General features: G+C 69.0%; 28 protein-coding genes. 18 read left to right on the top strand and 10 right to left on the bottom strand.

Going from position 1 to position 24,255, the window contains the following annotated elements; translation table 11 throughout:
* Window positions 1–3: 3 nt before the first annotated feature.
* Genes pdhA through B7495_RS17665 form a run of 3 tightly spaced genes read left to right on the top strand, consistent with a single transcriptional unit; the run spans window position 4 to window position 3,662 of the window.
* A complete protein-coding gene (pdhA, locus tag B7495_RS17675; protein WP_240632310.1) occupies window positions 4–1,152 on the top strand; it encodes a pyruvate dehydrogenase (acetyl-transferring) E1 component subunit alpha in 1,149 nt (382 codons plus the stop codon).
* Window positions 1,152–2,162, top strand: coding sequence for an alpha-ketoacid dehydrogenase subunit beta (locus tag B7495_RS17670; protein WP_088457748.1), 1,011 nt, complete (start codon window positions 1,152–1,154; stop codon window positions 2,160–2,162). The genes pdhA and B7495_RS17670 overlap by 1 nt, the downstream gene beginning before the upstream one ends.
* Before the next feature lie 27 nt (window positions 2,163–2,189).
* Window positions 2,190–3,662, top strand: coding sequence for a dihydrolipoamide acetyltransferase family protein (locus B7495_RS17665; RefSeq protein ID WP_088457747.1), 1,473 nt, complete (start codon window positions 2,190–2,192; stop codon window positions 3,660–3,662).
* 40 nt (window positions 3,663–3,702) lie between these two features.
* Here B7495_RS17665 and B7495_RS17660 read toward each other — a convergent pair whose 3' ends face one another.
* From B7495_RS17660 to B7495_RS17650, 3 genes are read right to left on the bottom strand one after another with little or no spacing between them, the layout of a single operon-like run.
* Complete coding sequence (locus tag B7495_RS17660) at window positions 3,703–4,488, bottom strand: putative protein N(5)-glutamine methyltransferase (RefSeq protein WP_088457746.1); 786 nt, start codon at window positions 4,486–4,488, stop codon at window positions 3,703–3,705.
* Window positions 4,489–4,494: 6 nt separating this feature from the next.
* On the bottom strand, window positions 4,495–5,280 hold the full coding sequence (locus tag B7495_RS17655) for a tyrosine-protein phosphatase (protein ID WP_088457745.1): 786 nt from the start codon (window positions 5,278–5,280) through the stop codon (window positions 4,495–4,497).
* Window positions 5,281–5,289: 9 nt separating this feature from the next.
* The gene (locus B7495_RS17650; protein WP_240632309.1) at window positions 5,290–5,943 is read right to left on the bottom strand and encodes a GNAT family N-acetyltransferase; all 654 of its coding nucleotides are present in this window, start codon (window positions 5,941–5,943) and stop codon (window positions 5,290–5,292) included.
* 222 nt (window positions 5,944–6,165) lie between these two features.
* On the opposite strand from B7495_RS17650, the gene B7495_RS17645 reads away from it, so the two are divergent.
* The 11 genes from B7495_RS17645 (at window position 6,166) to B7495_RS17595 (ending at window position 14,533) form a co-directional block, all read left to right on the top strand.
* The gene (locus tag B7495_RS17645; protein WP_088457743.1) at window positions 6,166–6,885 is read left to right on the top strand and encodes an AAA family ATPase; all 720 of its coding nucleotides are present in this window, start codon (window positions 6,166–6,168) and stop codon (window positions 6,883–6,885) included.
* A gap of 61 nt (window positions 6,886–6,946) precedes the next feature.
* Window positions 6,947–7,990: a metal ABC transporter substrate-binding protein gene (locus B7495_RS17640; protein WP_240632308.1), complete on the top strand. Its 1,044-nt coding sequence runs from the start codon at window positions 6,947–6,949 to the stop codon at window positions 7,988–7,990.
* Window positions 7,991–7,997: 7 nt separating this feature from the next.
* Window positions 7,998–8,789: a metal ABC transporter ATP-binding protein gene (locus B7495_RS17635; protein WP_240632307.1), complete on the top strand. Its 792-nt coding sequence runs from the start codon at window positions 7,998–8,000 to the stop codon at window positions 8,787–8,789.
* Window positions 8,790–9,686: a metal ABC transporter permease gene (locus B7495_RS17630; RefSeq protein ID WP_088457740.1), complete on the top strand. Its 897-nt coding sequence runs from the start codon at window positions 8,790–8,792 to the stop codon at window positions 9,684–9,686.
* On the top strand, window positions 9,686–10,522 hold the full coding sequence (locus B7495_RS17625) for a metal ABC transporter permease (RefSeq protein ID WP_088457739.1): 837 nt from the start codon (window positions 9,686–9,688) through the stop codon (window positions 10,520–10,522). Before B7495_RS17630 ends, B7495_RS17625 begins: the two co-directional genes overlap by 1 nt.
* Window positions 10,519–10,926: a Fur family transcriptional regulator gene (locus B7495_RS17620; protein ID WP_088457738.1), complete on the top strand. Its 408-nt coding sequence runs from the start codon at window positions 10,519–10,521 to the stop codon at window positions 10,924–10,926. The genes B7495_RS17625 and B7495_RS17620 overlap by 4 nt, the downstream gene beginning before the upstream one ends.
* A gap of 176 nt (window positions 10,927–11,102) precedes the next feature.
* Window positions 11,103–11,339 (top strand): 50S ribosomal protein L28, encoded by a 237-nt coding sequence (rpmB, locus tag B7495_RS17615; RefSeq protein WP_066598603.1) that lies wholly within the window; start codon window positions 11,103–11,105, stop codon window positions 11,337–11,339.
* Window positions 11,339–11,506: a 50S ribosomal protein L33 gene (gene rpmG / locus B7495_RS17610; RefSeq protein WP_066598602.1), complete on the top strand. Its 168-nt coding sequence runs from the start codon at window positions 11,339–11,341 to the stop codon at window positions 11,504–11,506. The genes rpmB and rpmG overlap by 1 nt, the downstream gene beginning before the upstream one ends.
* Window positions 11,507–11,508: 2 nt before the next feature.
* Window positions 11,509–11,814, top strand: coding sequence for a 30S ribosomal protein S14 (gene rpsN / locus B7495_RS17605; protein ID WP_035835254.1), 306 nt, complete (start codon window positions 11,509–11,511; stop codon window positions 11,812–11,814).
* A gap of 315 nt (window positions 11,815–12,129) precedes the next feature.
* Complete coding sequence (locus B7495_RS17600; protein ID WP_066598601.1) at window positions 12,130–12,417, top strand: HU family DNA-binding protein; 288 nt, start codon at window positions 12,130–12,132, stop codon at window positions 12,415–12,417.
* Between the two features lie 139 nt (window positions 12,418–12,556).
* Entirely contained in the window at window positions 12,557–14,533 is a 1,977-nt protein-coding gene (locus tag B7495_RS17595; protein WP_205748693.1) for a cytochrome c oxidase assembly protein, read from the top strand.
* Between the two features lie 32 nt (window positions 14,534–14,565).
* Here B7495_RS17595 and B7495_RS17590 read toward each other — a convergent pair whose 3' ends face one another.
* The gene (locus B7495_RS17590) at window positions 14,566–15,636 is read right to left on the bottom strand and encodes a hypothetical protein (RefSeq protein ID WP_088457737.1); all 1,071 of its coding nucleotides are present in this window, start codon (window positions 15,634–15,636) and stop codon (window positions 14,566–14,568) included.
* Window positions 15,637–15,851: 215 nt separating this feature from the next.
* Here B7495_RS17590 and B7495_RS17585 point away from each other — a divergent pair, with 215 nt between their 5' ends.
* A complete protein-coding gene (locus B7495_RS17585) occupies window positions 15,852–17,165 on the top strand; it encodes an ATP-dependent RecD-like DNA helicase (RefSeq protein WP_240632306.1) in 1,314 nt (437 codons plus the stop codon).
* A gap of 412 nt (window positions 17,166–17,577) precedes the next feature.
* Here the strand turns inward: B7495_RS17585 and B7495_RS17580 are convergent, their stop codons facing one another.
* Window positions 17,578–18,276, bottom strand: a complete 699-nt coding sequence (locus B7495_RS17580) for a DUF4232 domain-containing protein (RefSeq protein WP_151199607.1) — start codon at window positions 18,274–18,276, stop codon at window positions 17,578–17,580.
* Between the two features lie 199 nt (window positions 18,277–18,475).
* Here B7495_RS17580 and B7495_RS17575 point away from each other — a divergent pair, with 199 nt between their 5' ends.
* On the top strand, window positions 18,476–19,858 hold the full coding sequence (locus tag B7495_RS17575; RefSeq protein WP_168195348.1) for a serine hydrolase: 1,383 nt from the start codon (window positions 18,476–18,478) through the stop codon (window positions 19,856–19,858).
* An 11-nt stretch (window positions 19,859–19,869) separates the two neighbouring features.
* Here B7495_RS17575 and B7495_RS17570 read toward each other — a convergent pair whose 3' ends face one another.
* Genes B7495_RS17570 through B7495_RS17555 form a run of 4 tightly spaced genes read right to left on the bottom strand, consistent with a single transcriptional unit; the run spans window position 19,870 to window position 21,384 of the window.
* A complete protein-coding gene (locus tag B7495_RS17570; protein ID WP_088457734.1) occupies window positions 19,870–20,043 on the bottom strand; it encodes a CsbD family protein in 174 nt (57 codons plus the stop codon).
* A 58-nt stretch (window positions 20,044–20,101) separates the two neighbouring features.
* Window positions 20,102–20,554: a hypothetical protein gene (locus tag B7495_RS17565; RefSeq protein ID WP_088457733.1), complete on the bottom strand. Its 453-nt coding sequence runs from the start codon at window positions 20,552–20,554 to the stop codon at window positions 20,102–20,104.
* A gap of 45 nt (window positions 20,555–20,599) precedes the next feature.
* On the bottom strand, window positions 20,600–20,956 hold the full coding sequence (locus B7495_RS17560) for a hypothetical protein (RefSeq protein ID WP_088457732.1): 357 nt from the start codon (window positions 20,954–20,956) through the stop codon (window positions 20,600–20,602).
* A complete protein-coding gene (locus B7495_RS17555) occupies window positions 20,953–21,384 on the bottom strand; it encodes an Asp23/Gls24 family envelope stress response protein (protein ID WP_088457731.1) in 432 nt (143 codons plus the stop codon). The genes B7495_RS17560 and B7495_RS17555 overlap by 4 nt, the downstream gene beginning before the upstream one ends.
* A gap of 227 nt (window positions 21,385–21,611) precedes the next feature.
* On the opposite strand from B7495_RS17555, the gene B7495_RS17550 reads away from it, so the two are divergent.
* The gene (locus tag B7495_RS17550) at window positions 21,612–22,166 is read left to right on the top strand and encodes an RNA polymerase sigma factor (protein WP_088457730.1); all 555 of its coding nucleotides are present in this window, start codon (window positions 21,612–21,614) and stop codon (window positions 22,164–22,166) included.
* On the top strand, window positions 22,163–22,768 hold the full coding sequence (locus B7495_RS17545; RefSeq protein WP_166789248.1) for an Asp23/Gls24 family envelope stress response protein: 606 nt from the start codon (window positions 22,163–22,165) through the stop codon (window positions 22,766–22,768). Before B7495_RS17550 ends, B7495_RS17545 begins: the two co-directional genes overlap by 4 nt.
* Here B7495_RS17545 and B7495_RS17540 read toward each other — a convergent pair.
* A complete protein-coding gene (locus B7495_RS17540) occupies window positions 22,765–24,186 on the bottom strand; it encodes a GH1 family beta-glucosidase (RefSeq protein ID WP_088457728.1) in 1,422 nt (473 codons plus the stop codon). The two genes, B7495_RS17545 and B7495_RS17540, sit on opposite strands and share 4 nt — an antisense overlap.
* Window positions 24,187–24,255: the final 69 nt, after the last annotated feature.

Raw genomic sequence — 24,255 nt, 5'->3', positions numbered from 1 at the left:
ACGGTGCCAGTGACCTCCAACGACGCACCCGTGCGCACCCTGACTTCTCCCACCGTGCAGCTCCTGTCCACGGACGGGAGTTTCTCGCCGTCCGAATCGGCGGCCGAGTTCCTGCCATACTTCGAGCGCCTCACCGAGGCCGACTACCGCAAGTTCTACCGCGACATGGTCGTCGTGCGGAAGTTCGACACCGAAGCGGCGAACCTGCAGCGCCAGGGCCAGCTCGCCCTCTGGGTGCCCAGCCACGGCCAGGAGGCCGCCCAGGTCGGCTCCGCCTACGCCACCCGTGCTCAGGACCACGTCTTCCCCTCCTACCGGGAGCACGTCGTCGGCATGATCCGGGGCCTGGACATGGTCGACATCCTGCGGATGCTGCGCGGCGTCACCCTCGGCGGCTGGACACCGGAGGAACACGGCAACTTCCACCTCTACACGCTGGTGCTCGCCTCGCAGACGCTGCACGCCACCGGTTACGCCATGGGCATGCAGCTGGACGGCGCCACCGCGACCGGCAACCCGGACACCGATGCGGCCGTGATCGTCTATTACGGCGACGGCGCCTCCTCGCAGGGCGACGCCAACGAGGCCCTGGTCTTCGCGGCCAGCTACCAGACCCCGCAGGTGTTCTTCATGCAGAACAACCACTGGGCCATCTCGGTGCCCGTCTCCCGCCAGTCCCGCACCCCGCTCTACCTGCGGGCCGGCGGCTTCGGCATGCCCGGCATCCAGGTCGACGGCAACGACGTGCTCGCCAGCTACGCCGTCACCGCCAAGGCTATGGACGACGCCCGCGCCGGCCACGGCCCGTCGCTGATCGAAGCGCTGACCTACCGCGTCGGCGCCCACACCACCGCCGACGACCCCACCAAGTACCGTGACCCCGACGAGCTGGCCTACTGGGTCGCCCGCGACCCGATCGTGCGCTTCCGCAGCTACCTCAAGGGCCTGGGTGTCGAGCAGGAATTCCTCGACTCCGTCGACGAAGAGGCCGCAGACCACGCAGCGGATGTGCGCCGCCGCGCCCTGGAGATCACCTCACCCGACCGCTCCGTCATCTTCGACAACGTCTACGCCGAACCGCATCCGCTGGTCGTGGAGCAGAAGGCCTGGCTCGACGCCTACGAAACCTCGTTCGACGGGAGTGAGTCCTGATGACCCTGCAGGAAACGACCGCCGCCGCGCCGACCAGCGCGAACCTGCCCATGGCCAAGGCCCTCAACGCGGGGCTGCGCCAGGCGATGCTGAACGACCCCAAGGTGCTCATGATGGGCGAGGACATCGGGCCGCTCGGCGGCGTCTTCAGGGTGACGGAGGGACTACACGCCGAATTCGGTGAGAAGCGGGTGCTCGACACCCCGCTGGCCGAATCCGGCATCATCGGCACGGCCATCGGCCTGGCCATGCGCGGCTACCGGCCGGTCTGCGAGATCCAGTTCGACGGTTTCGTGTTCCCCGGCTTCGACCAGATCACCAGCCAGCTGGCCCGGATGCGCAACCGGCACGAGGGCGGCCTCACCATGCCCGTCGTCGTGCGGATACCCTACGGCGGCCACATCGGTTCGATCGAGCACCACCAGGAGAGCCCGGAGGCGTACTTCGCGCACACCCCAGGCCTCCGCGTGGTGAGCCCGTCGAACCCGCACGACGCCTACTGGATGATGCAGGAGGCCATCGCGTCGAACGACCCGGTGATCTTCTTCGAACCCAAGAGCCGCTACTGGCCCAAGGGCGAGGTCGACTTCACCGCGGCCGGCACCCCGCTGCACGCGAGCCGGGTGGTGCGCACCGGCACCAGCGTCACCGTTGTCGGCCACGGCGCCATGGTGAGCGTGCTGCTGCAGGCCGCCGACCTCGCCGCGGCGGAGGGCATCAGCCTCGAGGTCATCGACCTGCGCTCGATCTCACCGATCGACTACACACCGATTCTCGAGTCCGTACACAAGACCGGCCACCTCGTGGTGGCCCAGGAGGCCGCCGGCTTCGTCAGCGTCGGCTCCGAGATCGCCGCGACCGTCACCGAGCGGGCGTTCTACTCCCTCGAGGCCCCCGTGCTGCGGGTGTCCGGTTTCGACACCCCGTTCCCGCCCGCCGCGGTGGAGACGCACTTCCTGCCCAGCCCCGACCGGGTGCTCGAAGCCGTCGACCGCTCCCTCGCCTACTAATCATCCCCCTGCTGTGAAAGGCACCCCATGAGCGTCTCCCGATTCACCCTCCCCGATGTGGGCGAGGGCCTGACCGAGGCCGAAATCGTCGAGTGGAAGGTCGCCCCAGGCGACACCATCTCGATCAACCAGGTGCTCGTCGAGATCGAAACCGCCAAGTCGCTCGTTGAGCTGCCGTCGCCGTACGTTGGCGTCGTCGGCGAGATACTCGTGCAGCCGGGCACCACCGTCGACGTGGGCACTGTGATCATCACGATCCTCTCCGAGGCCGGCGCCACCGACGACAGCGCTGCGCCCGCACCGGATGCGCCCGCCCCGGCCGACGACGACCTCACCGTGGCCGCCCAGGATGCCGGCAGCACCATCTCGCAGGAGCCCGCAGAGGAGTCCCCGGCGGTACTCGTGGGCCGCGGTGCCGCCGCGTCGATGCCCACCCGCCGACGCCGGCACGTGGTGCCGACGGCAGCGCACGAGGCTCTCGCTGCCGCGCCGACCGCGCCCCCGCAGGGCGGCCCGGCTGCCTCGGGGCCGCGCTCGGCCACCGCCGCGACGGGACCGGCTCGTGCCACGCCGCCGGCTCGACCGGCGCCCGCGCCCGCCGTATCCGCCAAGCCGGCCGGCGCCCCGGCACGCTCCGCCGGCCCGGTGATCACCAAGCCGCCGATCCGCAAGCTGGCCAAGGACCTCGGCGTCGACCTCAGCCAGGTGGAGCCCACCGGCCGGTTCGGTGACGTCACCCGCGAGGACGTGCTGCGCGAGGCCACCCAGGCCAGCGTGTTCCGCAACATCCAGACGCCGGAGTGGCCGACCGACCGCGAGGAGCACATCCCCGTGAAGGGCGTGCGCAAGGTGATCGCGCAGACCATGGTGCGCAGCGCCTTCACCGCCCCGCACGTGAGCCTGTTCGTGGACGTGGACGCCACCCGCACCATGGAGTTCGTCAAGCGGCTCAAGGTCTCCACCGATTTCGCCGGCGTCAAGGTGTCGCCGCTGCTGATCATGGCCAAGGCCATGATCTGGGCCGTGCGGCGCAACCCCACCGTCAATTCGGTCTTCACCGACGAGGAGATCGTGATCAAGCACTACGTGAACCTCGGCATCGCCGCGGCCACCCCGCGTGGGCTGATCGTGCCCAACATCAAGGAAGCCCAGGACATGAGCCTGCTCGAGCTGGCCGGCGCCCTCGAGAAGCTCACCCTCACGGCCAGGGACGGGAAGACCAGCCCGGCCGAGATGGCCAACGGCACCATCACGATCACCAACATCGGCGTCTTCGGCATGGACACCGGCACCCCGATCCTCAACTCCGGAGAGGCCGGCATCGTGGCGCTGGGCACGATCAAGCTCAAGCCCTGGGTCGTCGACGGCGAGGTGCGCCCGCGCTTCGTCACCACCATCGGCGCGAGCTTCGATCACCGGGTGGTCGACGGCGACGTGGCCAGCCGGTTCCTGGCCGACGTGGCCAGCATCATCGAGGAGCCGGCGCTGCTCCTGGAGTAGTTCACCTGGCGAGATCGCTGAGGCCGGCGACGGATACCGATCACGCCGAACGGATACCGATCACGACGGTGGCATCCAGCGCCCGGGAGTGTGTGACGTGCGGGCTGAGACCGTGCCGGGCGAAGATCGCCAGGGTCTCCGGCGCCTGCCCGGCGCTGGTCTCCACGAGCAGCCGGCCCCCGGGGGACAGCCACTCCGGGGCCGCCGCCACGAGCCGGCGCTGAACGTCGAGGCCGTCGTGGCCGCCGTCGAGAGCGACCCTGGCCTCGTGCAGCCGAGCCTCGGACGGCATCCGAGTTATCGAATCCGTGGGCACGTAAGGGGCGTTGGCCACAATGACGTCGACCCGGCCGAGCAGGGTGCGCGGCAATGGGGAAAACAGGTCGCCGGTGAGGGCGATACCGCCCAGCGGCTCGATGTTCTCCCGGGCACAGATCGTCGCCGCCGGGTCGATGTCGACGGCGTAAAGCGTCAGCCCCGGCTCGCCAGCGAGCAGTGCGGCCCCCACGGCTCCTGTGCCGCAGCACATGTCGACCGCCACAGAGCCGGGCCGGAGGAGCCGGGCCGCCCGCCGCACCAGCAGGCCGGTGCGTCGACGCGGCACGAAAACGCCCGGCCGGACGATGATCCGCAGCCCGCAGAACTCCACCCAGCCGAGCACCTGTTCGAGCGGCAGACCGGATTCGCGCAGGCCGAGCAGCTGCTCCAGTTCGGCCGGTGTTCCGGCGGCCGCCGTCAGCAACCGGGCCTCGTCTTCGGCGAAGACGCAGCCGGCCGCGCGCAGGCGTTCGATCACTTCAAGCGGGGCGGCTCGGCGCGGCGACATCGCGGCTCAGACCGTGCGGCTCTGTCGCCAGCTGCGCAGGGTGGCCAGCTCGGTGTCGGTGATGCCCGCCGCGGCGAGCACTGCAGGCAGGTCGAGGCCTGCCAGGGCCGTGCGAAAGGCGCCCTCCGTTGTGGTGCCGAAGGATCGGCAGAGCGCCTCGCTTTCGGCCTCCTCGTGTGCCCGACCGGATGCGACGGCCCGTTGGTCGCCGCGGCGCACGGTCTCCAGGTAGTCGTCCACGATGGCCTCGGGCTCGGCGCCGGCGATGGTGAGCAGCAGGAGGGCGATCTGCCCGGTGCGGTCCCGGCCCGCCGCGCAGTGGAAGAGCACGCCGCCCGGTGCCGCCCGGGCCAGCGCCGCCAGCGCGGCCCCCGACCGTTCCGGCATCGCGGCCAGGTGCGGCAGGTAGTACAGCGCGGTGCCGACCAGGCCGTTGTCCCAGTAGTCCGCCCAGAATGCGGTGTTCTCCAGCCCGTCGAGGTCGATGGGCACGGTGGTGAGCCAGTCCGGTCGCGGTTGGCTGTCTTGGGCGCGCTCGCCGGGTTGGCGCAGATCGACGACGGTACGGATGCCCGCCGCGTAGAGCTGATCCCAGCCGGCGCGGGTGGTCTGGTCCAGGTTCTCCGACCTGAAGAACACGCCCGCCGCGGTCGTACCGCCGGTGCGGTACGGGATGCCGCCCAGGTCGCGGGCGTTCGCCAACCCAGCCACCGCCAGGAGCCGGTCGGCCGCGCGGGCAGGTGCCGGTGCTGACGGCGGTGCTGACGGCGGTGTTGACGACGGCTCGTCCATCGACTCGGCCTAGAAGGTGACGGTGGACAGGAGGCGGACCGGGGGACGCGGATCGGTGCGGAGCCGGGCGTGGGTCTCCACATCGAAGCGCTCGGTGCCGTACTTCAGTTTCTGCCGCTCGATGCCTTCGGCCGCGAAACCCGCTGTGGTGGCGACCCGGCAGGAGGCCGGATTGTTGGTGCGGTGTCCGAGCTCCAGCCTGTGCAGGCCCTGCTCGGTGAAGGCCCAGTCGGCGATCGAGGCGAGGGCGAGCGTCGCCAGGCCCTGGCCCCTGGCCTCGGCCGAAACCCAGTAGTAGACCCAGCCGGTTCCGTGCCGGTGTTCCATGCTGCCCACACCAACGTTGCCCACCGCGACGCCGTCGAGGCTGATCGCGAAGTCCTGCCGCGAGACCGTCGCGGGGGCGAGGTTCTCGGTGATGAAACTCTCGCAGCGTGCGACCGTCGACAGCTCGATCGCACCGACCTGGGCGGCCAGGTCGCCGCTCACGGTGAAGGCGGTCTGCAGACTGGCCGCGTCGTCGAGCCGCCACGGGCGCAGCATCGCCACCGGGGCGGGCGGCACCGACCTGTCACGGCTGGCCTGACTGGTCCGACCGAGGCGAGTGCGTGGGGGCAGGCTCCCGGCGGGCGGGACGGTGCCCTTTCCGGCGCGTGCTCTCATGGCAACAGAGTAGACGGCGGGCGTCGCCACCGCGACTTGCCGCACTATCCCCCTGTGCGGGCTCTGAAGCGGGAGTGTGCCCGATGTCACCGTCGGGCGCAGCGCCGAGTTGCCGCACTATCCCCCTTCGACACCGCTGACAGGGGTGTTTGCCGCAAGTCGGGGCCGCCGCACGGCGGCGAACCGGATGCGCGAATCGCGGCCGGCGGGGGAGGATGGGGCATGGCCTTCGAGAGCACACCTTTGCGTCGGATCGAGGAAGACCCGCAGCATCCGCTGCCCAGGAACGCCTGGCCAGCCACCCTGCCGCCGGTGGCCCAGCTACTCGAGACCGGAATCGACCTGGGGCCGGCCACGGTCTTCGTCGGAGAGAACGGCGCCGGTAAGTCCACGCTCGTGGAGGCCATCGCCCTGGCCTGGGGTCTCTCCCCGGAGGGTGGCTCCACCGGCGCACGCAACTCCACCCGGCCCAGCGAATCCTCGCTCCACGACCACCTGCGCCTGGTGCGCAGCGGCGGCAGCACCCGCCGCGGCTACTTTCTGCGCGCCGAGACCATGCACGGCTTCTTCACCTACCTGGAGGAGAACCCGGGCAGTGGGCCTGAGCCGCGCTTCCACGAGATCTCGCACGGGGAATCGTTCCTCGAGCTGGCCATCGACAAGTTCCGCGGCCGGGGCCTGTGGGTGCTCGACGAGCCGGAATCCGCGCTCTCGTTCTCGGGCTGCCTGGCGCTGCTCGGCCACCTCAAGGAGCTGCTGGCCGCGGGCGGTTCGCAGGTGATCATGTCCACGCACTCGCCGTTGCTCGCCGCGCTGCCCGGTGCCCGGATCCTCGAGGTGGGCGAGTGGGGGCTGCGCGAGATGGCTTGGCGCGATCTCGACCTGGTCACCAACTGGGCCGGCTTCCTCGACGCCCCGGAGCGGTACCTGCGGCACCTCTGACCCGCCACCATCGGCTCTAATGGTTTTGACAATCATTATCAATAGGCGTAGCGTTTCGATCGTGAAGACCCCCAGACTCCTCCTCCCCGCCCTGGCCGCCTCCGCCGCCCTCGTGCTGGCCGGATGCTCGACGACCGCCACCAACGCCGCGGGATCGGACGGTGACCTCAAGGTCGTCGCCACGACCACCCAGATCGCCGACCTCACCCGCAACATCGTCGGCGACGTCGACGGCGTCACGATCACCCAGCTGATCCAGCCCAACCAGAGCGCGCACAGCTACGACCCGTCGGTCGCCGACCTCACCGCCCTGGGCGCGTCGGATGTGCTCGTGATCAACGGCGTCGGGCTCGAAGAGTGGCTTGACGACGCCATCGAGGCTTCCGGCTTCGACGGGGTCACCATCGACTCCGATGAGGGCATCACCATTCAGGGTGTGGAGGCCGGCCACGAGGAGGAGGCCGCGCACGAGGATGAGGCCGCGCAGGAGGAGGAGGCCGGCCACGACGATGAGGCCGAGCACGACCACGCCGGCGGCAACCCGCACATCTGGACCGACGTGAAAAATGCCGAGGCCATGGTCGCCACCATCGCCGATGGCCTGGCCGGTGCCAGCACCAGCCACGCCACCGACTTTGAGGCCAACGAGGCCGTCTACAGCGCCCAGCTCGCCGAGCTGGATGGCTGGATCCGCGAGAACGTCGACGCCGTCCCGTCCAGCGAGCGCCTACTGGTGAGCAACCACGACGCCTTCGGCTACTTCACCGCCGCCTACGGCATCACCTATGTCGGCAGCGTCATCCCCAGCTTCGACGACAACGCCGAGCCGAGCGCCGCCGAGATCGACGCCCTCGTGGCCGCCGTCAAGACCACCGGGGTCAAGGCCGTCTTCTCGGAGGCGTCCATCAACCCGAAGGCGGCCGACACCATCGCCGCAGAGGCCGGCGTCGCGGTGTACTCCGGCGACGACGCCCTCTACGGCGATTCGCTGGGCCCGGCCGACAGCGCCGGCGCCACCTACATCGCCAGCCAGCTGCACAATGTGCGCCTCATCCTCGAGTCCTGGGGTGTGACGCCCAGCGCCGTACCCGCCGACCTGCAATAGTTGAACAGTGAACGAGAACCCTTCTCAGCAGCGCATGCCCGCACCGCTCGCCCTCCGCGTCTCCGGGGCCTCGTTCGCCTACGCCCAGACCCCGGCTCTGACCGGCATCGACTTCGATCTGCATCCCGGTGAGGCCGTCGCGCTGATCGGGCCGAACGGCTCGGGCAAGTCCACCCTGCTCAAGGGCATCCTGGGCCTGATCCACCGCACTGAGGGCACCGTCGAGGTGCTCGGCCACGCCACCGCCCCGGCCGGCACCGTCGGCTACGTGCCGCAGACCGACGAGCTCGACCCCGAGTTCCCGGTCAGTCTCGAACAGGTTGTCATGATGGGCCGCTACCGCGAGCTCGGCTGGCTGCGCCTGCCCGGCAGGAAGGACCGCAAGGCCGTGGCCGCTGCGCTGGAGACTGTCGGCCTCGACCACCTCGCCACAACCCGGTTCGGCGAACTTTCCGGCGGCCAACAGCAGCGCGGCCTGCTCGCCCGCGCCGTGGCGGCCGGCCCCCGGCTGCTTCTGCTCGACGAACCCTTCAACGGGCTCGACCAGTCCAACCGGGAGGCCCTCGTCGGCACCGTCGAACGGCTCAAGGCCGAGGGCGTCGCCGTGCTCGTGTCCACCCACGACCTCGAACTGGCCCGCGCGGTCTGCGAGCGAGTGCTGCTGCTCAACGGCAACCAGGTCGCCTTCGGACCACGCGAGAGTGTGCTGACCCTCGACAACGTGCAGCGCACCTTCCACGAGGTCGGCGTCGAGATGGACCAGCACACGCTCGTCGTTCCCGGCCACGAAGGCCACTGAATGGCCGACCTGCTCGGACCCCTCTTCACCGCGTTCGCCCTGCCGTTCATGGCGCGGGCGCTGGTGGTGTTGCTCGCCCTCAGCCTGGTCGCCGGCATCGTCGGCGTGCTCGTCAACCTGCGCAGCCTCGAATTCATCAGTGACGGCCTCACCCACTCGGTCTTCCCGGGCATCGCCATCGGCTTCGTCTGGGGCGGCCGCGAGGGACTCTTCGTCGGCGCCATGATCGCCGCCATCCTGGCCGCGGTCGTGCTCACCGTGATCACCCGGCGCGCCGTGTCGGGGGATGCGGCGATCGCGATCGTCTTCACGGCCATGTTCAGCATCGGCATCCTGGTCGTGTCCCGGCAGACCAACTATGCCGGCCAGCTCGAACAGCTGCTCTTCGGCCGGCTGCTCACGGTCACGGCCGCCGAGGTGACCCAGACGCTGGTCATCTGCGCGATCGCCCTGCTCCTGGTGGGCCTCACCCTCAAGCAGCAGGTGTTCCGGGCGTTCGACCGCACCGCGTTCGCCGCGGCCGGCTACCGGCCGCTGCTGCTCGACCTGGTGCTGAACGTCGCCATCGCCCTCGTGGTGGTCGCCGCATCGAGCGCCGTCGGCAATCTGCTCGTCCTGGCCGTACTCATCGTACCCGGCGCCGTCGCCCGGCTGGTCACGGTGCGGCTGTGGGCTCTCTTCCCTCTCGCGGCCGGCTTCGCCGCCCTGTGCGCCTGGCTGGGCTTGACGCTCGGCTTCGAAGCCTCCGTCTCGGCCGGCATCGACCTGCCCAGCGGCGCCACCGTGGTGCTGGTACTCGTGGCGGGCTACCTGCTGGTGCTCCTTTGCCGCCTCGCGGTTGACCGGATGCGCCGCCCCGCCCAGCCGGCCGTCGATCCGGAACCGGTGACCGCCTGATGGGTTACTTCGAGAAGGCCCTGCTGGCCGCAGCCGTCATCGGCGCGCTGAGCGGCCTGGTCGGCACCCTGGTGCTGCTGCGCCGGCGCACCTTCTTCGCCCAGGCGCTCACCCATGCCACGTTTCCCGGCGCCGTCGCGGCGGCGTTGCTGGGAGTGAGCATCCCGCTGGGCGCCGCCGTTGCCAGCGCCGTGATCGTGGCGGTGATGACCCTCCTCGGCCGGGTGCGCCGCCAGGGCAGCCAGGTGGCGTCGGGCATCATGCTGACCGCAGGGTTCGCGCTCGGTGTGCTGCTTCAGGCGCTCAACCCGTCGTTGCCCGTGCACGTGGAGTCCTACCTGGTCGGCTCCATCCTCACCGTCACCGACGGCGACGTGCTTCTTGCCGCCTCGGTTCTGACCGCGGCGGTGCTCGCGGCCATTCTCTTCGGCAAGGAGATCCTGTTCTCCACCTTCGACCGCACCGGCTTCCGGGCGGCCGGGTACCGGGAGTGGCCGATTGAACTTCTCACGCTGGTGCTCATCGCCGCCACTGTCGTGACGGCGATGCCCGCGGTGGGCGCCATCCTCGCCATCGCCCTGATCGCCGCCCCCGCCGCGGCCGCCCGACTGCTGATGCGGACCGCGCCGGGCATCGTCCTGCTCGCGCCTCTCATCGGCGCCGGATCCGGGGTTGTCGGTGTGTTGCTGTCCCGCATTCTCGATGTGGCGGCGGGGCCCGCCATCGCGCTCACCGCCGCCGCCTGCTTCCTTCTCGCACTGGGGGCACGCTCACTGCGTGCGCGCGTCGGAGGCGTTCCCACTCCCGTCCGCGCCGGGCTACGGTTGAAAGCATGAAGCGAAACACCTGGCAGCGAGAGGCCGTGCGGACCGAGCTCGGCCGCGTCGAGGGGTTCGTCAGCGCCCAGGGCCTGCACTCGGCCCTGCACACCAGCGGTTCCCCGATCGGCCTGGCCACGGTCTACCGTGCGCTCGCCGACCTGGCGCTGGAGGGCGACGCCGATTCGCTGCAGTCGCCCGACGGCGAGAGCCTGTACCGGGCGTGCAGCACCACGGATCACCACCACCACCTGATCTGCCGCAACTGCGGACTCACCGTGGAGATCGAGGTGGACGCCATCGAGAACTGGGCCACCGAGGAGGCGGCCAAGCACGGTTTCACCGAAGCCGCCCACGTGATCGACATCTTCGGCCTGTGCGCGGCGTGCACCGCGCTTGCATCGGAACGCCCCACCCCGTAGGCTGGGTAGCTGCTGCGCATATCTGTGCGTGCATTGCTTGTTCGTGACTTTTCCTCCCACCGAATCAGCCGCTGAAACTCACCTTTCGGCAGGCCGCTTCAGGGTGGAATCCAACGCGAACCGGCCGACAAGAGATCTTGGGAAGGGCATTCGCCCTTCGGTATTGGAGGAAAACCATGGCAGCAACCTGCCAGGTGACCGGAGCCGTTCCCGGCTTTGGACACAACATTTCGCACTCGCACCGGCGCACCAAGCGTCGTTTCGACCCGAACGTGCAGACCAAGAAGTACTTCGTGCCGTCGCTTCGCCGCAACGTCACGTTGACCCTCTCGGCAAAGGGCATCAAGGTTATTGATGCTCGCGGCATTGAGTCGGTCGTCAAGGACCTGCTCGCACGTGGGGAGAAAATCTAATGGCTAAGGCTCAGGACGTACGTCCGATCATCAAGCTGCGTTCGACGGCAGGAACCGGTTACACCTACGTGACCAAGAAGAACCGTCGCAACAACCCCGACCGTCTCGTACTCAAGAAGTACGACCCCGTAGTGCGCAAGCACGTTGACTTCCGTGAGGAGCGCTAAAAATGGCGAAGAAGAGCATGATTGCCAAGAACAACCAGCGCAAGGTCATCGTTGAGCGTTACGCCGCGAAGCGCCTCGAGCTGAAGAAGGCTCTTGTCGACCCGGCCGGCACCGACGAGTCCCGTGAAGAGGCTCGCAAGGGCCTCCAGAAGCTGCCCCGCAACGCCTCGCCGGTTCGCCTGCGCAACCGCGACGCGGTTGACGGACGTCCCCGTGGCCACCTCTCCAAGTTCGGCATCTCGCGCGTACGTTTCCGCGACATGGCGCACCGCGGCGAGCTGCCCGGCATCACCAAGTCCAGCTGGTAACCAGCTACTGATCGCGTAACCGCGAACAGCGCAGTATCAACAGGGGATGCCCGACTTCGGTCGGTCATCCCCTGTTCTGCGTCTGCGCCCGAACGGCACCGTCATCCCCGTACGGGGGCGCACAGTTCGCGCACAGCACAAACACACCCCAATCCGCCGGGCAAAGCGTCCCGAAACGCCGTAAATCCGCGGAATCTCGCGGATCAATGCTAGATTCAACGCGGTCGAACCGACCAACGGAGGCGTTGTCTCAACGTCGCCCGCTTCACGTGAATACCTGTTTTTTTACAGACGAAGGTCCGAGGAGGACACTCAATGGCTGACAAGTCGCTGAACAAGACCGAGCTCGTTGCCAAGGTTGCCGCAGATTCTGGCCAGAGCCAGGCTGCTGTCGACGGCGTTCTGAACGCTTTCTTTGCAACCCTCGCCGACACCGTTGCGAACGACGGCAAGGTCACCATCCCGGGATGGCTCGGCGTCGAGCGCACCGCAACCGCCGCTCGCACCGGCCGCAACCCGCAGACCGGCGAAGAAATCGCCATTGCTGCCGGCCACCGCGTCAAGCTGACCGCTGGTAGCAAGCTCAAGGCTGCCGCCAAGTAGGTTTCAGCTTTTGTAGTGCCGGTGGGCGTCGACTTCGGTCGGCGCCCACCGCTGGTTAACCGCCGGCGCCCGAAGGCGCCCGGCTGCGCGGTGGCCGGCCACGGCGGGTTCGGCTTCCCCCGCCGGTTAAGCTGGAGTGGTGTCCCGTTATGTGCGAATCATCGGGCCGGCAGCCCTGCTGTTGGCCGCGATTGTGGCGACGGTGGCGGGCCTGGTCTACGGCGGCGGTGCCGAGGCCCAGCTGCTCGCCGATCCCGGCGCTGTGGTGCGATGGGGCCTTCCGGTGGCCAAGCTGCTCGTCAACCTCGGCGCGGCCGGCACCATCGGCGCCCTGGTCCTGACCTGTTTCGCCCTGAGCCCGAAGGAACGGGAGTACGGCACCGCCATCGACCTGGCCGCCGGCTCCGCCGCCTTCCTCACCATCGCGTCGGCGATCACCGGCTTCCTCACCTTCCTCCAGGTGACCAACGCGACGATCAGCTTCAACGACACTTTCAGCGCCACCGTCGGTCAGTTCTTCAGCCAGATCGAGCTCGGCCAGGCCTGGCTGTCCACCACCCTGATCGCCGCCGCCGTCACCGTGCTCTGCTTCGCCGTGCGCAACCAGACCGCGCTGGTCTTCGTCACCGTGCTCGCCCTGCTCGCGCTGCTGCCGATGGCCCAGCAGGGCCACTCCGCCGGCGCCGAGGGCCATGACGCGGCCATCACGGCGCTGGGCCTGCACCTGGTCTTCGCAGCCGTATGGCTGGGCGGAATTCTCACCATCATCCTGCTGCACAAGCAGCTGTCGTCCACGCGCCTGCGTGAGGTCGTCGGCCGGTATTCCACCCTCGCGCTGGTCAGCTTCGTGGTCGTCGCCGCCTCCGGCTACGTCAGCGCCGAGCTGCGCGTGGGCAGCTGGGACCGCCTCCTCACCGGCTACGGCATCCTGGTGCTCGCCAAGGTGGCGCTGCTGCTCGTGCTCGGCGGCTTCGGCGTGCTGCAGCGCCGGTACCTGATCGGCCGGATGCGCACCGGCGCCGGCCGCACCGACACCTTCTTCTGGTGGCTCGTGGTGGGCGAGATCGCGTTCATGGGCCTGGCCAGCGGCGTGGCCGCTGCCCTCGCCCGAACGGCCACCCCGGTCGCCCAGGTGGTCACCACGGCGATCCCCACCGCCACCCCGGCGCAGATCCTCACCGGCGAGCCCCTGCCGCCCGAGCTCACCTTCGCCAGGTACTTCACCGAGTGGAACTTCGATCTCGCCTGGGTGCTGTTCTGCGCGTTCGGCATCTTCTTCTACCTCGCCGGGGTGCGGCGGCTGCGCCGCCGCGGCGACAGCTGGCCGCTGCACCGCACCATTTTCTGGACGCTGGGCATGGTCACCCTGTTCTACATCACCAACGGCGGCGTGAACGTGTACGAGAAGTACCTCTTCTCCACCCACATGCTCGCGCACATGGCCCTGACGATGCTGGTGCCGGTGCTGCTGGTTCCCGGCGCTCCGGTCACCCTGGCGGCCCGCGCCATCCGGATGCGCCGCGACGGCAGCCGGGGCCCCCGTGAGTGGATCCTGCTGGCCGTGCACTCGCGCTTCGCCGGCATCATCTCGAACCCGATCGTGGCCGCGGTGCTCTTCGCCGGGTCGCTGTGGGTGTTCTACTACACGTCGCTGTTCAGCTGGGCGACGACGGACCACATCGGCCACCAGTGGATGATCGTGCACTTCCTGATCACCGGGTACCTTTTCGTGCAGTCACTGATCGGCATCGACCCGGTGCCGTTCCGCCTGCCGTACACGTTCAGGCTGCTGCTGCTGCTGGGCACCATGGCGTTCCACGCCTTCTTCGGCCTGGCCCTGATGACCGGCACCGGCCTGCTCCTCGCGGACTGGTACGGCGCCATGGGCCGCGACTGGGGGCTGAACGCCCTGGCCGACCAGCAGGCCGGCGGGGGGATCGCCTGGAGCGTCGGCGAGATCCCCACCATCGCATTGGCCATCATCGTGGCCATCCAGTGGGGCCGCAGCGACGACAAGGAAACCAAGCGCCGGGACCGCAACGCCGACCGCACCGGCGAGGCCGAGCTCAACGACTACAACGACCGCCTCGCACGCCTGGCAGCGCACGACAGATAGCGCCGGACCGGGCCCGGAGCCGGCACCCGCCGCTAGCGCAGCTGGATGGCCAGGGCGCCGTCGGGCTGGATCGTGACGGAGAGGGCCACCGAGAACGGGACATCCTCATCGCGGGTGCTCAGATCGCCGTCGTACAGGGACTGCACGTCGACCACGATGTGAGCCTGGCCACCGGTGCTGGGCATGTCGAAGGCCGTCTCGCCGGCGGTGAGTACGACCTCCGGGTACTGCGCGATCGACCATGCCGGGGCGGACTTGACCCTGTTGTCGATCTCGATGCCGAAGGGGCAGTTCGACGGTTGCAGCACCTGCTGGGTGGCGCACTCGTCGAGGAACTCATTGAGCTTGGTCTGCACCTGGCCGGTGAAGGTCGTGTTGGGCGCCGCGTCCACCGTGACGTCGGCGGCACCGGAGGCCACGACGGGCACACTCTGCACGGGCGCGGTCAGCAACGTCGAATCGTGGGAGATGTCGTAGACCGCAGGAGCGAAGGCCAAGTACGCACCCCGGTTCGAGAACGTGATCGGTGCGTCGGCCGCGGCATGGGCCCGGGTATCGAGGGTGAGTCCGTTCACCGAGAAGTCGGCCTCGTGCAGCACCGTCACCTGCAGCACCGCCAGGGGACTCGCGGCGAAGCCCCAGGTGCTGAACAGACCGGCAACGGTGCCGAGGCGTTCCACGGTGAACTCCATCGAGGTCTCGGTGCCGTCCAGTCGGAAGTCGAACACCACGGTGTGCTGGCTCTTCTGGCCCACCTCGCTGTCCGCGGAGCTGGCCGTGTCGCTGACGAATTCGATGTCGGTGATCGAGCCCAGCACCGACGGACGTAGCAGAGTGCGCGGCAGGTCTTGGGGGAGACCGGCCGCTTCGAGGTCGGCATCCGTCGGTTCGGCGCCGGGAAGTGCCAGCGCGGTGTCGGTGTTGTGCGTGGCCAGCGCGTCGAGGTACTGCCGCACGAACCCGCCGGCGCTGTACAGATCGCGGTTGAGAGCGCCGATGGTGGCGACCAGGGCGGCGCCGAGCAGGGCGCAGATAACGCAGACCGCAAGCGTGGCACGCAGATAGCGCGCCCGCCGCTCCCCGTTACCGACCCCGTAGCTCACCTCCACATCCTACGGGGACCACCTCCAAGCTCGGTGCGGCTGCGCCGCCTGATGCGGGCCGGGCTGACCGGTGCACCGGGCCGAGCTCGGTGAGTTATCCACCGGCAGGCCGGGGCGCGGGTTGTGGGCCCGGCCGGACGGTTACAGTGGAAGGGAAACGCGATGCTCCTCGTGCCTTCGCGCCGCATCGCCCCGCATCCCACCGAAAGTTCCCTGTGACCGCGCTTCCCCCCGAAATTCCGCTTTCGCGCGAGCAGGCCGAGGTGTTCGCCGCCATTGAGGGCACCAAGCAGAACGTCTTCGTCACCGGTCGGGCCGGAACCGGTAAGTCCACGCTGCTCAACCACCTCTCCTGGAATACCAGTAAGCAGATCGTCATCGCGGCGCCGACCGGCGTCGCCGCCCTGAACGTGGGCGGTCAGACCCTGCACTCGTTGTTCCGGCTGCCGATCGGCGTCATCGCCGATCACGCGATCGACCAGAACGATCAACTGCGCAAGCTGCTCAACACGATCGACACCGTGGTCATCGACGAGGTCTCCATGGTCAACGCCGACCTGATGGACGCCATCGACCGCAGCCTCCGTCAGGCCAGGCAACGCCCGCACGATACCTTCGGCGGCGTGCAGATCGTGCTCTTCGGCGACCCGTACCAGCTCGCTCCGGTGCCGGGGGACCCCGAGGAACGTGCCTACTTCGCCGACACCTACCGCTCGATGTGGTTCTTCGACGCGAAGGTGTGGCAGAGCGCCGAGCTGAAGATCTTCGAACTCACCGAGATCCACCGCCAGCACGACGCCGGCTTCAAGACGATGCTCAATGCGGTGCGCTATGGCCAGGTGACGCCCGAGATCGGTGGGGCACTCAACGGTGCGGGTGCCCGCACTCCGCCGAGCGAGGGAGTCATCACGCTGGCCACCCGCAATGACGCGGTCAATCGCATCAACGCTGCCGCGCTCAAGCGGCTGTCCGGCAAGTCCCTCTCGGCCAAAGCCGAGGTCACCGGCGACTTCGGTGGACGCACCTATCCGGCCGACGAGGTTCTCGAACTCAAGGTCGGTGCCCAGGTGATGTTCCTCCGCAACGACAACCCGCTCGACGGGGGTCCGCGCTGGGTGAACGGCACCATCGGCACCGTGACACGGGTCGACTCCACCGTGTACGTCGACATCGACGGCACCACCCACGAGGTGGAGCCCACGGTGTGGGAGAAGTTCAAGTACACCTACAACGCGGCGACGAAGAAGCTCAGCAAGGACGTCGTGGCCGAGTTCACCCAGTTCCCGCTGCGGCTGGCCTGGGCGGTCACGATCCACAAGTCGCAGGGCGCCACCTACGAGCGGGCGATCGTCGACCTCGGCACCCGGGTGTTCAGCCCCGGCCAGACCTATGTGGCGCTGAGCCGGCTGACCAGCCTGAACGGCCTCTACCTCACCCGGCCGTTGCGCCCGAGCGACATCATCGTCGACGAGAACGTGCTCCGTTTCATGGAGGGCCTGCGCGTCACCCCCGCCGTCGAGGGCGCCTGACCCCCTCCCGGACAACCCATCGATCCGGCCCAACCATATGAAGGCCACGGGTGCTCACTGCGTGGCTGGGTTCTTGCTGGGCATTTCGATGAGTGTTTGGCCGGGGTCGATGGTTGCCGGTGGTCGTAGCCAGTATTGGTCCTGGTGTTCGAGGATTTGCCAGCCTCGGGTGTGTAGTAGTCGGTGGTGGGGGTTGCAGAGCAGGATGCCGAGCCGGAGGTCGGTGCTGCCGTGGTCACGGGCCCAGTGTTGGATGTGGTGGGCTTCGGTGAGGGTGGGTGGTTTGTCGCAGTCGCCCCATCGGCAGCCGCCGTCTCGGGCGGCTAGGGCGATGCGTTGTGCGGGGGTGAAGAGGCGTTCTTCGCGGCCGACGTCGAGGGGTTGGCCGGTGGGGTCACGGAATGAGCGCGGGCTAGAAGACCACCGGACTCGCTGCGAAGGCGCCGGTTCGCGCGAGCTGGATGGCGGGGTCTGCGCAGCCGTCGATGGGGTTGGGGGTGGCGACCCGGCTGCTCTGGTCGGTGTTCGGCGGCGTCACGGCGAGCTCGGTGACCGGGATGAGTGGGCAGCCGTACACTCCGGCCCGGGTAAGGTGCAGCAGGCTGAACGCCGAATCGCCCGGCTGCAGCAGCACGGCGGATGGCGTCGCACGCGGTTCCAGGCCCGAAGCGGCACCAATGGGCTGACCGGTGTCTGCGGACACCAACTGCACGCGGGGATATCCATTGGCGGTGCAGGCGACGGCGCCGGAGTTGGTCACGGAGAGGTCCCAGAAGAAGCTGCCCGCGCCGCTGTCGGCCGGGCGTTCCTGCAGGGCGAAAGACAGCCTGTCGGTGGTGCACGCGGATGCGGCACCCGGTTCACCCGGCGACCCCGGCGAACCGGGACCGCCGGTCGGCTCGGGCGAGGGGACGCTCGACGGCGTGGGCGTGGGCGTGGGCACCGGGGCTGCGGAGGGGAGGGCGGTGGGGGTGTCCGTCGGGTCAAGGGTGGGGATCAGCGGTACTCCGCAGGCGGTGAGCGTCACCGCGGCGCCGACCGTTACGAGAAGCACTGTGCCGAGTCGTCGGGCCGTGAAGCCGCGCGAGCGACCCGTCCCTACGCGGATCATGCGCCCAGTATTGCACCGACTGGGCTTCTCGGCGCCGCGGGCGCGACGGGCGCGCGCCCTGGGTACACTCCCGGCAATGGGCTCTTCCGGCATTCCCCGCGGGGGTGGAATGCAGGGGGCACGGGATGGGCAGCGGGTCGTCATGACAGGTCAAAAGGCACGACAGCGGGGAGGACTTCCGCGGAGCCGAACCGGCACCGTGAGCCGGCTGAGCCGGCTGAGTGGACTGAGCCGGCTGAACGCGCTGGGCCGGCGGCACCGGCGGCGCCGGCGGCGGCCGGGGGTGGCCGCGGTGGCACTCCTGACGGTGACCCTGGTGCTTCCCCTGCCGGGTTGCGTGGATGCGGCGGCACTGTTTCCCATCGGCCCGGACACGGCGTCGGGCGCACTGGCCACCGAGACCGTCGCTTCGCTCGACGCCGCACTGGTCGAGGGAATGGACCTGGCCGGCGCGACCGGCGCTATCGCCGGCGTGTGGGCGCCGTGGGCGGGGCAGTGGCTGGCGACCCCGGGTGCCGTGGGCGCCGGCATCGACCCCATCACCGGCCGTCCGGCCGGCGGCGGGGCGCTCACCACCGACATGCGATTTCGCATCGGCACCCTGACGGGCGCGATGACCTGCACGGTGCTGCTCCGACTCGTGGATGAGAAGCGCGTGGGCCTGGACGACCTCGTGTCGTCATACCTGACCCGCCTGCCCGGGGTGCAGGGCATCACCCTGCGTCAGCTGTGCCAGCACACCGCCGGCCTCGGCGACCCGAACCTCGAGCCGCAGTTCGTCAACAATCCCACCCGACAGTGGCCGCCCCTCGAACTCGTCTCCGGCGGGCTCGGATCCACCAGGACCGGACAGCCCGGTCGGGTGTGGAACCCTTCCGACGCCGGTGTGCAACTTCTCGGGATGGCGCTGGAAGAGGCGACGGGCGACAGCTGGCCGGAACTCTACCGACGGTACGTGTTCGAGCCGTTGGGGCTGCGCGACACGTCGTATCCCGATCCGCAGGACTTCGACCTGCCGGGCGACCACCCGCGGGGATGGGCCGCCGCTCTCGACACCGAAGGCACCCCGGCCTGCACGCGTCCGGTCGATGTGACGCAGCTGTCCAACTCCATGAGCGGCGTGGCCGGCGGGGCCGTGTCCACCCTGGCTGATCTCAAGACCTGGTCGCAGGCGCTGGCCACCGGAGGATTACTCTCCCCAGACGCAGCGGAACAGCAGTGGCGGAGCGTGCGGGAAGAGGGCGCCCCCCAGTGGCGGCGATACGGGCTGGGGGCGGAGCAGCTAGGCCCGATGCGCGGCGGCGGCGGCGCGATCCCCGGTTTCCTGTCGGCGACGCTCTCCGACCCGGAGAGCGGCCTGACCGTGGTGGTGATGGTGAACGATTCCAGCGCGGGTGCGGAGTTCGCCCTGGCCCTGGCGCAGCGCCTGGCGGCTATCGCTGCGGAGATGCCCGTATCGGAGGGGCAATCGGATGCGGGGCTTGAGCTGCCCTGGACGGCGGAGGCGGCGACGGCCCAGATGCACGTGAACGCGGTCTGTCCGACCGGCACAACCGGGAATCCGGCGGCGCCGGTCGGGTGACCGGTAGGAGCCTACTTCTTGAACGCGTCCTTGACGTTCTCGCCGGCCTGCTTGAGGTTGGCGCCGGCCTGGTCTGACCGGCCCTCCGCGACCTTGGAGTCGTCGTTGGTGACCTTACCGAGGGTTTCCTTGGCCTTGCCCTTGAGGTCCTGGGCGGTGTTCTCGGCCTTGTCTGATGCACTCATCGTGTTCTCTCTTTCTCTTGGGGGTGGTTCGGGATGGTCGGATTGGTTGTTGGGTCGGTCACAGGTCCATGCGGCGGATCATGACCGTGGGCAGCAGGGTCGGGCGCAACGAGTCGTAGGTGATGGCCTCAACCTCGGGTCGTTCCTGACGCTCGGGCAGCAGCGCCGCCAGCACGAGCACAGTGCCAACGCCCGCCACCAGGATCACCATGACCGGTGTACTCAGGTTGACCTGGCCCAGGTAGCGCAGGACATCGCCGGGGGCAGCGATCAGCGCGGGCCGGTCGAGCAGCGCGAGGACGAGTTCGGCGCCGAAGTAGAGGCATCCGGCGATGATGACCGAAGCCAGCGCGATGGCAACGACCGACCATGACGAGGGGATCTCCCGGCTCGGCTGCTGAGTGTACGTGGACCGGGTGGCCCGGCCCGCCGGGTGACGCAGCTGCAGTGCCGCAACGGCCTGGCGCGCTGCGAGCGTGCCGGGGGCCGAGGAGGGGATCGTGCGGGTCATGGCGTGGTGTTCCTTTGTGGTGTCGTGCGGAGGGAGGGAGGGAGGTCAGTCCACCGGTGTGGGCGGTCGACTGCCGGCGCCGGTGAGGCGCACGGTCACCCCGGCGATGTCCGCCCCGGTGAGGGTGGCCACGGTGCCGCGGATGTCGTGCTGCGCGCGTTCGGTCCGGTCGAGGGCATCGTCGACCGACGTATCCGTCTCGCCCCGGTCGAGCGGCAGCAGGCGGAGAGGGGTGCGCACGGTGAGGTCCAGGCGGCCGGCCGCGTCGGCCACGTCGACCTTGACCTGGCTGGGCTGCACGGCGAGGGCGTCGGCGGCCACGGCCGAGACCAGTCTGGTCATCGCGCGCGCGGTGATGCGGTTTGCGCCGTGCGGGGTGACGGTAACGCTCGAACCGCTCATGGCTGCGAAACCTCGTCGGGCTCGTCGGCTTCGTCAGGCAGGTGCACGTCGTTGATGGTGACGTTGACCTCGGTGACGTCCAGGCCCACGAGAGTCTCGATGGCGTCGATGATCGCGGTCCGGGCATCGTCGGCGACCTGCTGCAGCGGCAGCGGGTACTCCGCCACGATGCTCAGGTCGACGGCGACGTGCGGCCCGTTGACCTTGACGCTCACGCCCTGGCTGCGGTCGGTGCTGCCGATCGCATCGCGGATGGCACCGAGGGCGCGAGCGGCGCCGCCGCCGAGGGCGTGCACACCGGTGACCTCGCGGACGGCGAGGCCGGCGATCTTGGCGACAACGGCATCGTTGATGACGGTGCTGCCGCGCGATGTGCCGGCGGGCAGATCGGTGCGGACCGAACCGATATCGGGGGTGAGGCTGGTCATGAGGCGGGCTCCTGTGCTCGTCGACCGCGCTGGCGCGGAACTGCTGTGACAATAAAGCTGGATGGTGAGATAGTCACTATGCTGCACGAAGAGTGCGGTGGGCGATTTTTCTCTTGCCGATTCTCATTGATACTGTTCAGACGCATCTCACGGCCGGTTCGTCACGAAATCCGTCGGCGAGATCGGTCGTGAGTAGAGAGAGGTCTCCGGTGGCAGGTACGGGGTCGATGGAGCGTGCGCCCCTCGGCGACGCCGCAGACTCGATACTCGCCGCCCGTGCCGCGGATGGTGACCTGCGCGCCTTCGAGGTGCTCGTCCGCCGCCACGGGCCGCTGATGCGCGCCTATGCCACTCGCATTCTGGGCTCCAACAGCGATTCCGACGATGTGGTTCAGGAGACCTTCATCACCGCCTGGGAACGTCTGCCCGAGTTGCAGGACCCCGCCGCCACGAAGGCCTGGCTCATGAGAATCACCAGCCGCAAGGCGATCGACCGCATCCGTGCGCGTAAGCAGGACCAGCCCCTGGGTGAATGGGATGCGCCGGCACCGGAGTCGGAATCTCCCCACCAGAGGGCCGAAGCGGCATCGCAGCGCGAGCGGCTCACGCGTGCACTCGGTACTCTGAGCGAAGCGCAGCGGCAGTGTTGGACGCTGCGGGAGATTGGCGGGCACAGTTACGCCGAGATCGCCGAGGAACTTGATTTGCCTCCGTCGACGGTTCGCGGTCTCCTGGCCAGGGCCAGGCAGAAGCTGATGCAGGAGATGGAGGAATGGCGATGACATCACGTCACGACGACGACGCCGACAAAGACCTCCTCGAGCAGCTCAGCGAAATCATGGACCGCGGCGAGTCGCCGACGGACGCTTTCCTGAACCGGGCACCGGAAAATCGGATCGCCTTCGACGCGCTCACCCGATTCCGGGCGATGGCCAAGAACATCCTCGACGACGACGTCGCGTCCGAGCCCGAACGCGACGACAGCTGGGTCACCGGCATCCTCAGCAACATCCACCGGGAGGCCAGGGCGGGACGCTCGATCCCGGTCTCGCACCCCTCGCCCAAGGCCGACCTGAGCCTGACCGAAGGCGCCGTCAGGGGCCTGATCCGTTCGGCCGGCGACGCCGTCGCCGGCACCTTCATCGGCCACTGCCGCCTGGAGGGCGACGTGGCGACCCCCGGCAGCCCGGTCACGGTGAACGTCGAGGCGAGCATGTTCTGGGGCGAGCGGATGCCGCAGACCGCGCAGCAGCTGCGGGAGGCCATCACGACGTCCCTGCTGCACCACACCGAGCTGAACATCGTCGCGGTGAACGTCACCATCACCGACGTGCACCTGCGCCGGAATCCGAAGGACGAGGACCGCTCGGCCCCGAACGGCTAGGGGAGCCGGCGGGTTTCGATCAGCGTGCGGTACCAGAGGGCGCTGTCCTTGAGGGTGCGCTCCTGGGTCTCGTAGTCCACCCGAACGATACCGAATCGCTTCGAGAACCCGTAGGCCCACTCGAAGTTATCCATCAGCGACCAGACGAAGTAGCCGCGCAGGTCGACGCCGTTCTGGATGGCACGATGCGCCGCCGTGAAGTGCCGACGCAGGTAGTCCACCCGGTTGTCGTCGTGCACCGCTGCCACGCCCTGGTCGTCGATCGTGACGACATCCTCGAACGCCGCCCCGTTCTCGGTGACCATCAGCGGCAGGCCGGGGAACTCGTCCCGCATCGCCTCGAGGAGTTGCAGAAGCCCGCTGGGTTCGATGTTCCAGTCCATTTCGGTGAACGGGCCGGGCTGGTCGAGCCGGGGAATGTCGTCGGTGCCGGGGAAGGCCGAAGCGCGCGAGGCGGCTCCCGCCGCCGAGTCTGCCGCGTGGGCCGCTCCCGCGGCCGGCCCCACCAGGGTGGTGTTGTAGTAGTTGATGCCCAGCACGTCGAGCGGCTGGTGGATGAGCTCCTCGTCGCCGGGCCGCACGAACGCCCAGTCGGTGATGGCGGCGGTGTCCTCGATCAGGTCGGCGGGATAGGCGCCGTGCAGCATCGGACCAGTGAAGATCCGGTTGCCCACGGCCTCGATTCGCCGCACCGAGTCGGCGTCCCCGCGGATCACGTGCAGATTGTGGGTGACCGAGATCTGCGCGGTCGCGGGCACGACCTCCCGCAGCGCACTCACACCGAGCCCGTGGGCCAGGTTGAGGTGGTGCGCGGCGGTCAGGGCGGCGGCGTTGTCCTGCCGGCCAGGTGCGTGCTCGCCGGAGCCGTGGCCGAGGAAGGCGGAGCACCACGGTTCGTTGAGGGTGGTCCACACCGGCACCCGGTCGCCGAGTGCCGCGCCGACGAGGCGCGCGTAGTCCGCGAACGCGTATGCGGTGTCGCGGTTGGTCCAGCCGCCCTCGTCTTCCAGAGCCTGCGGCAGGTCCCAGTGGTACAGGGTGACCACCGGGGTCACGCCGCGCTTGATGAGTCCGTCGACGAGTCGTTCGTAGAAGTGAAGGCCGGCCGCGTTCACGGGTCCGCGACCGGTCGGCTGGATGCGCGGCCAGGCGATCGAGAACCTGTACGCGTCCAGGCCCAGGCTCTGGATCAGGTCCAGGTCGGCTTCGAGCCGGTGGTAATGATCGTCGGCCACATCGCCGGTGTCGCCGTTCTGCACCGCGCCCGGAGTGTGCAAGAAGGTGTCCCAGATCGAGGGGCCGCGGCCGTCTTCGTCGACGGCACCCTCGATCTGATACGAGGCCGTCGCGGAACCGAAGACGAAGGAATCGGGGAACTGCAGGCCGCTGTCGCGGAAGTCGGGGGAGCCGTCGATCATGGTGCGAGTGTTACCGATTCTGTTGGCGGAACGTATGGCGTGGGTCGTGCCGGGTTGCGGCTGTGGGGC

The organism is Cryobacterium sp. LW097 (assembly GCF_002205495.2).
In the GTDB taxonomy this organism is placed as follows: Bacteria; Actinomycetota; Actinomycetes; order Actinomycetales; family Microbacteriaceae; genus Cryobacterium; species Cryobacterium zongtaii.
Note: the sequence above shows the minus strand (reverse complement) of the source record. Positions and strands in the feature narration are given on the sequence as shown.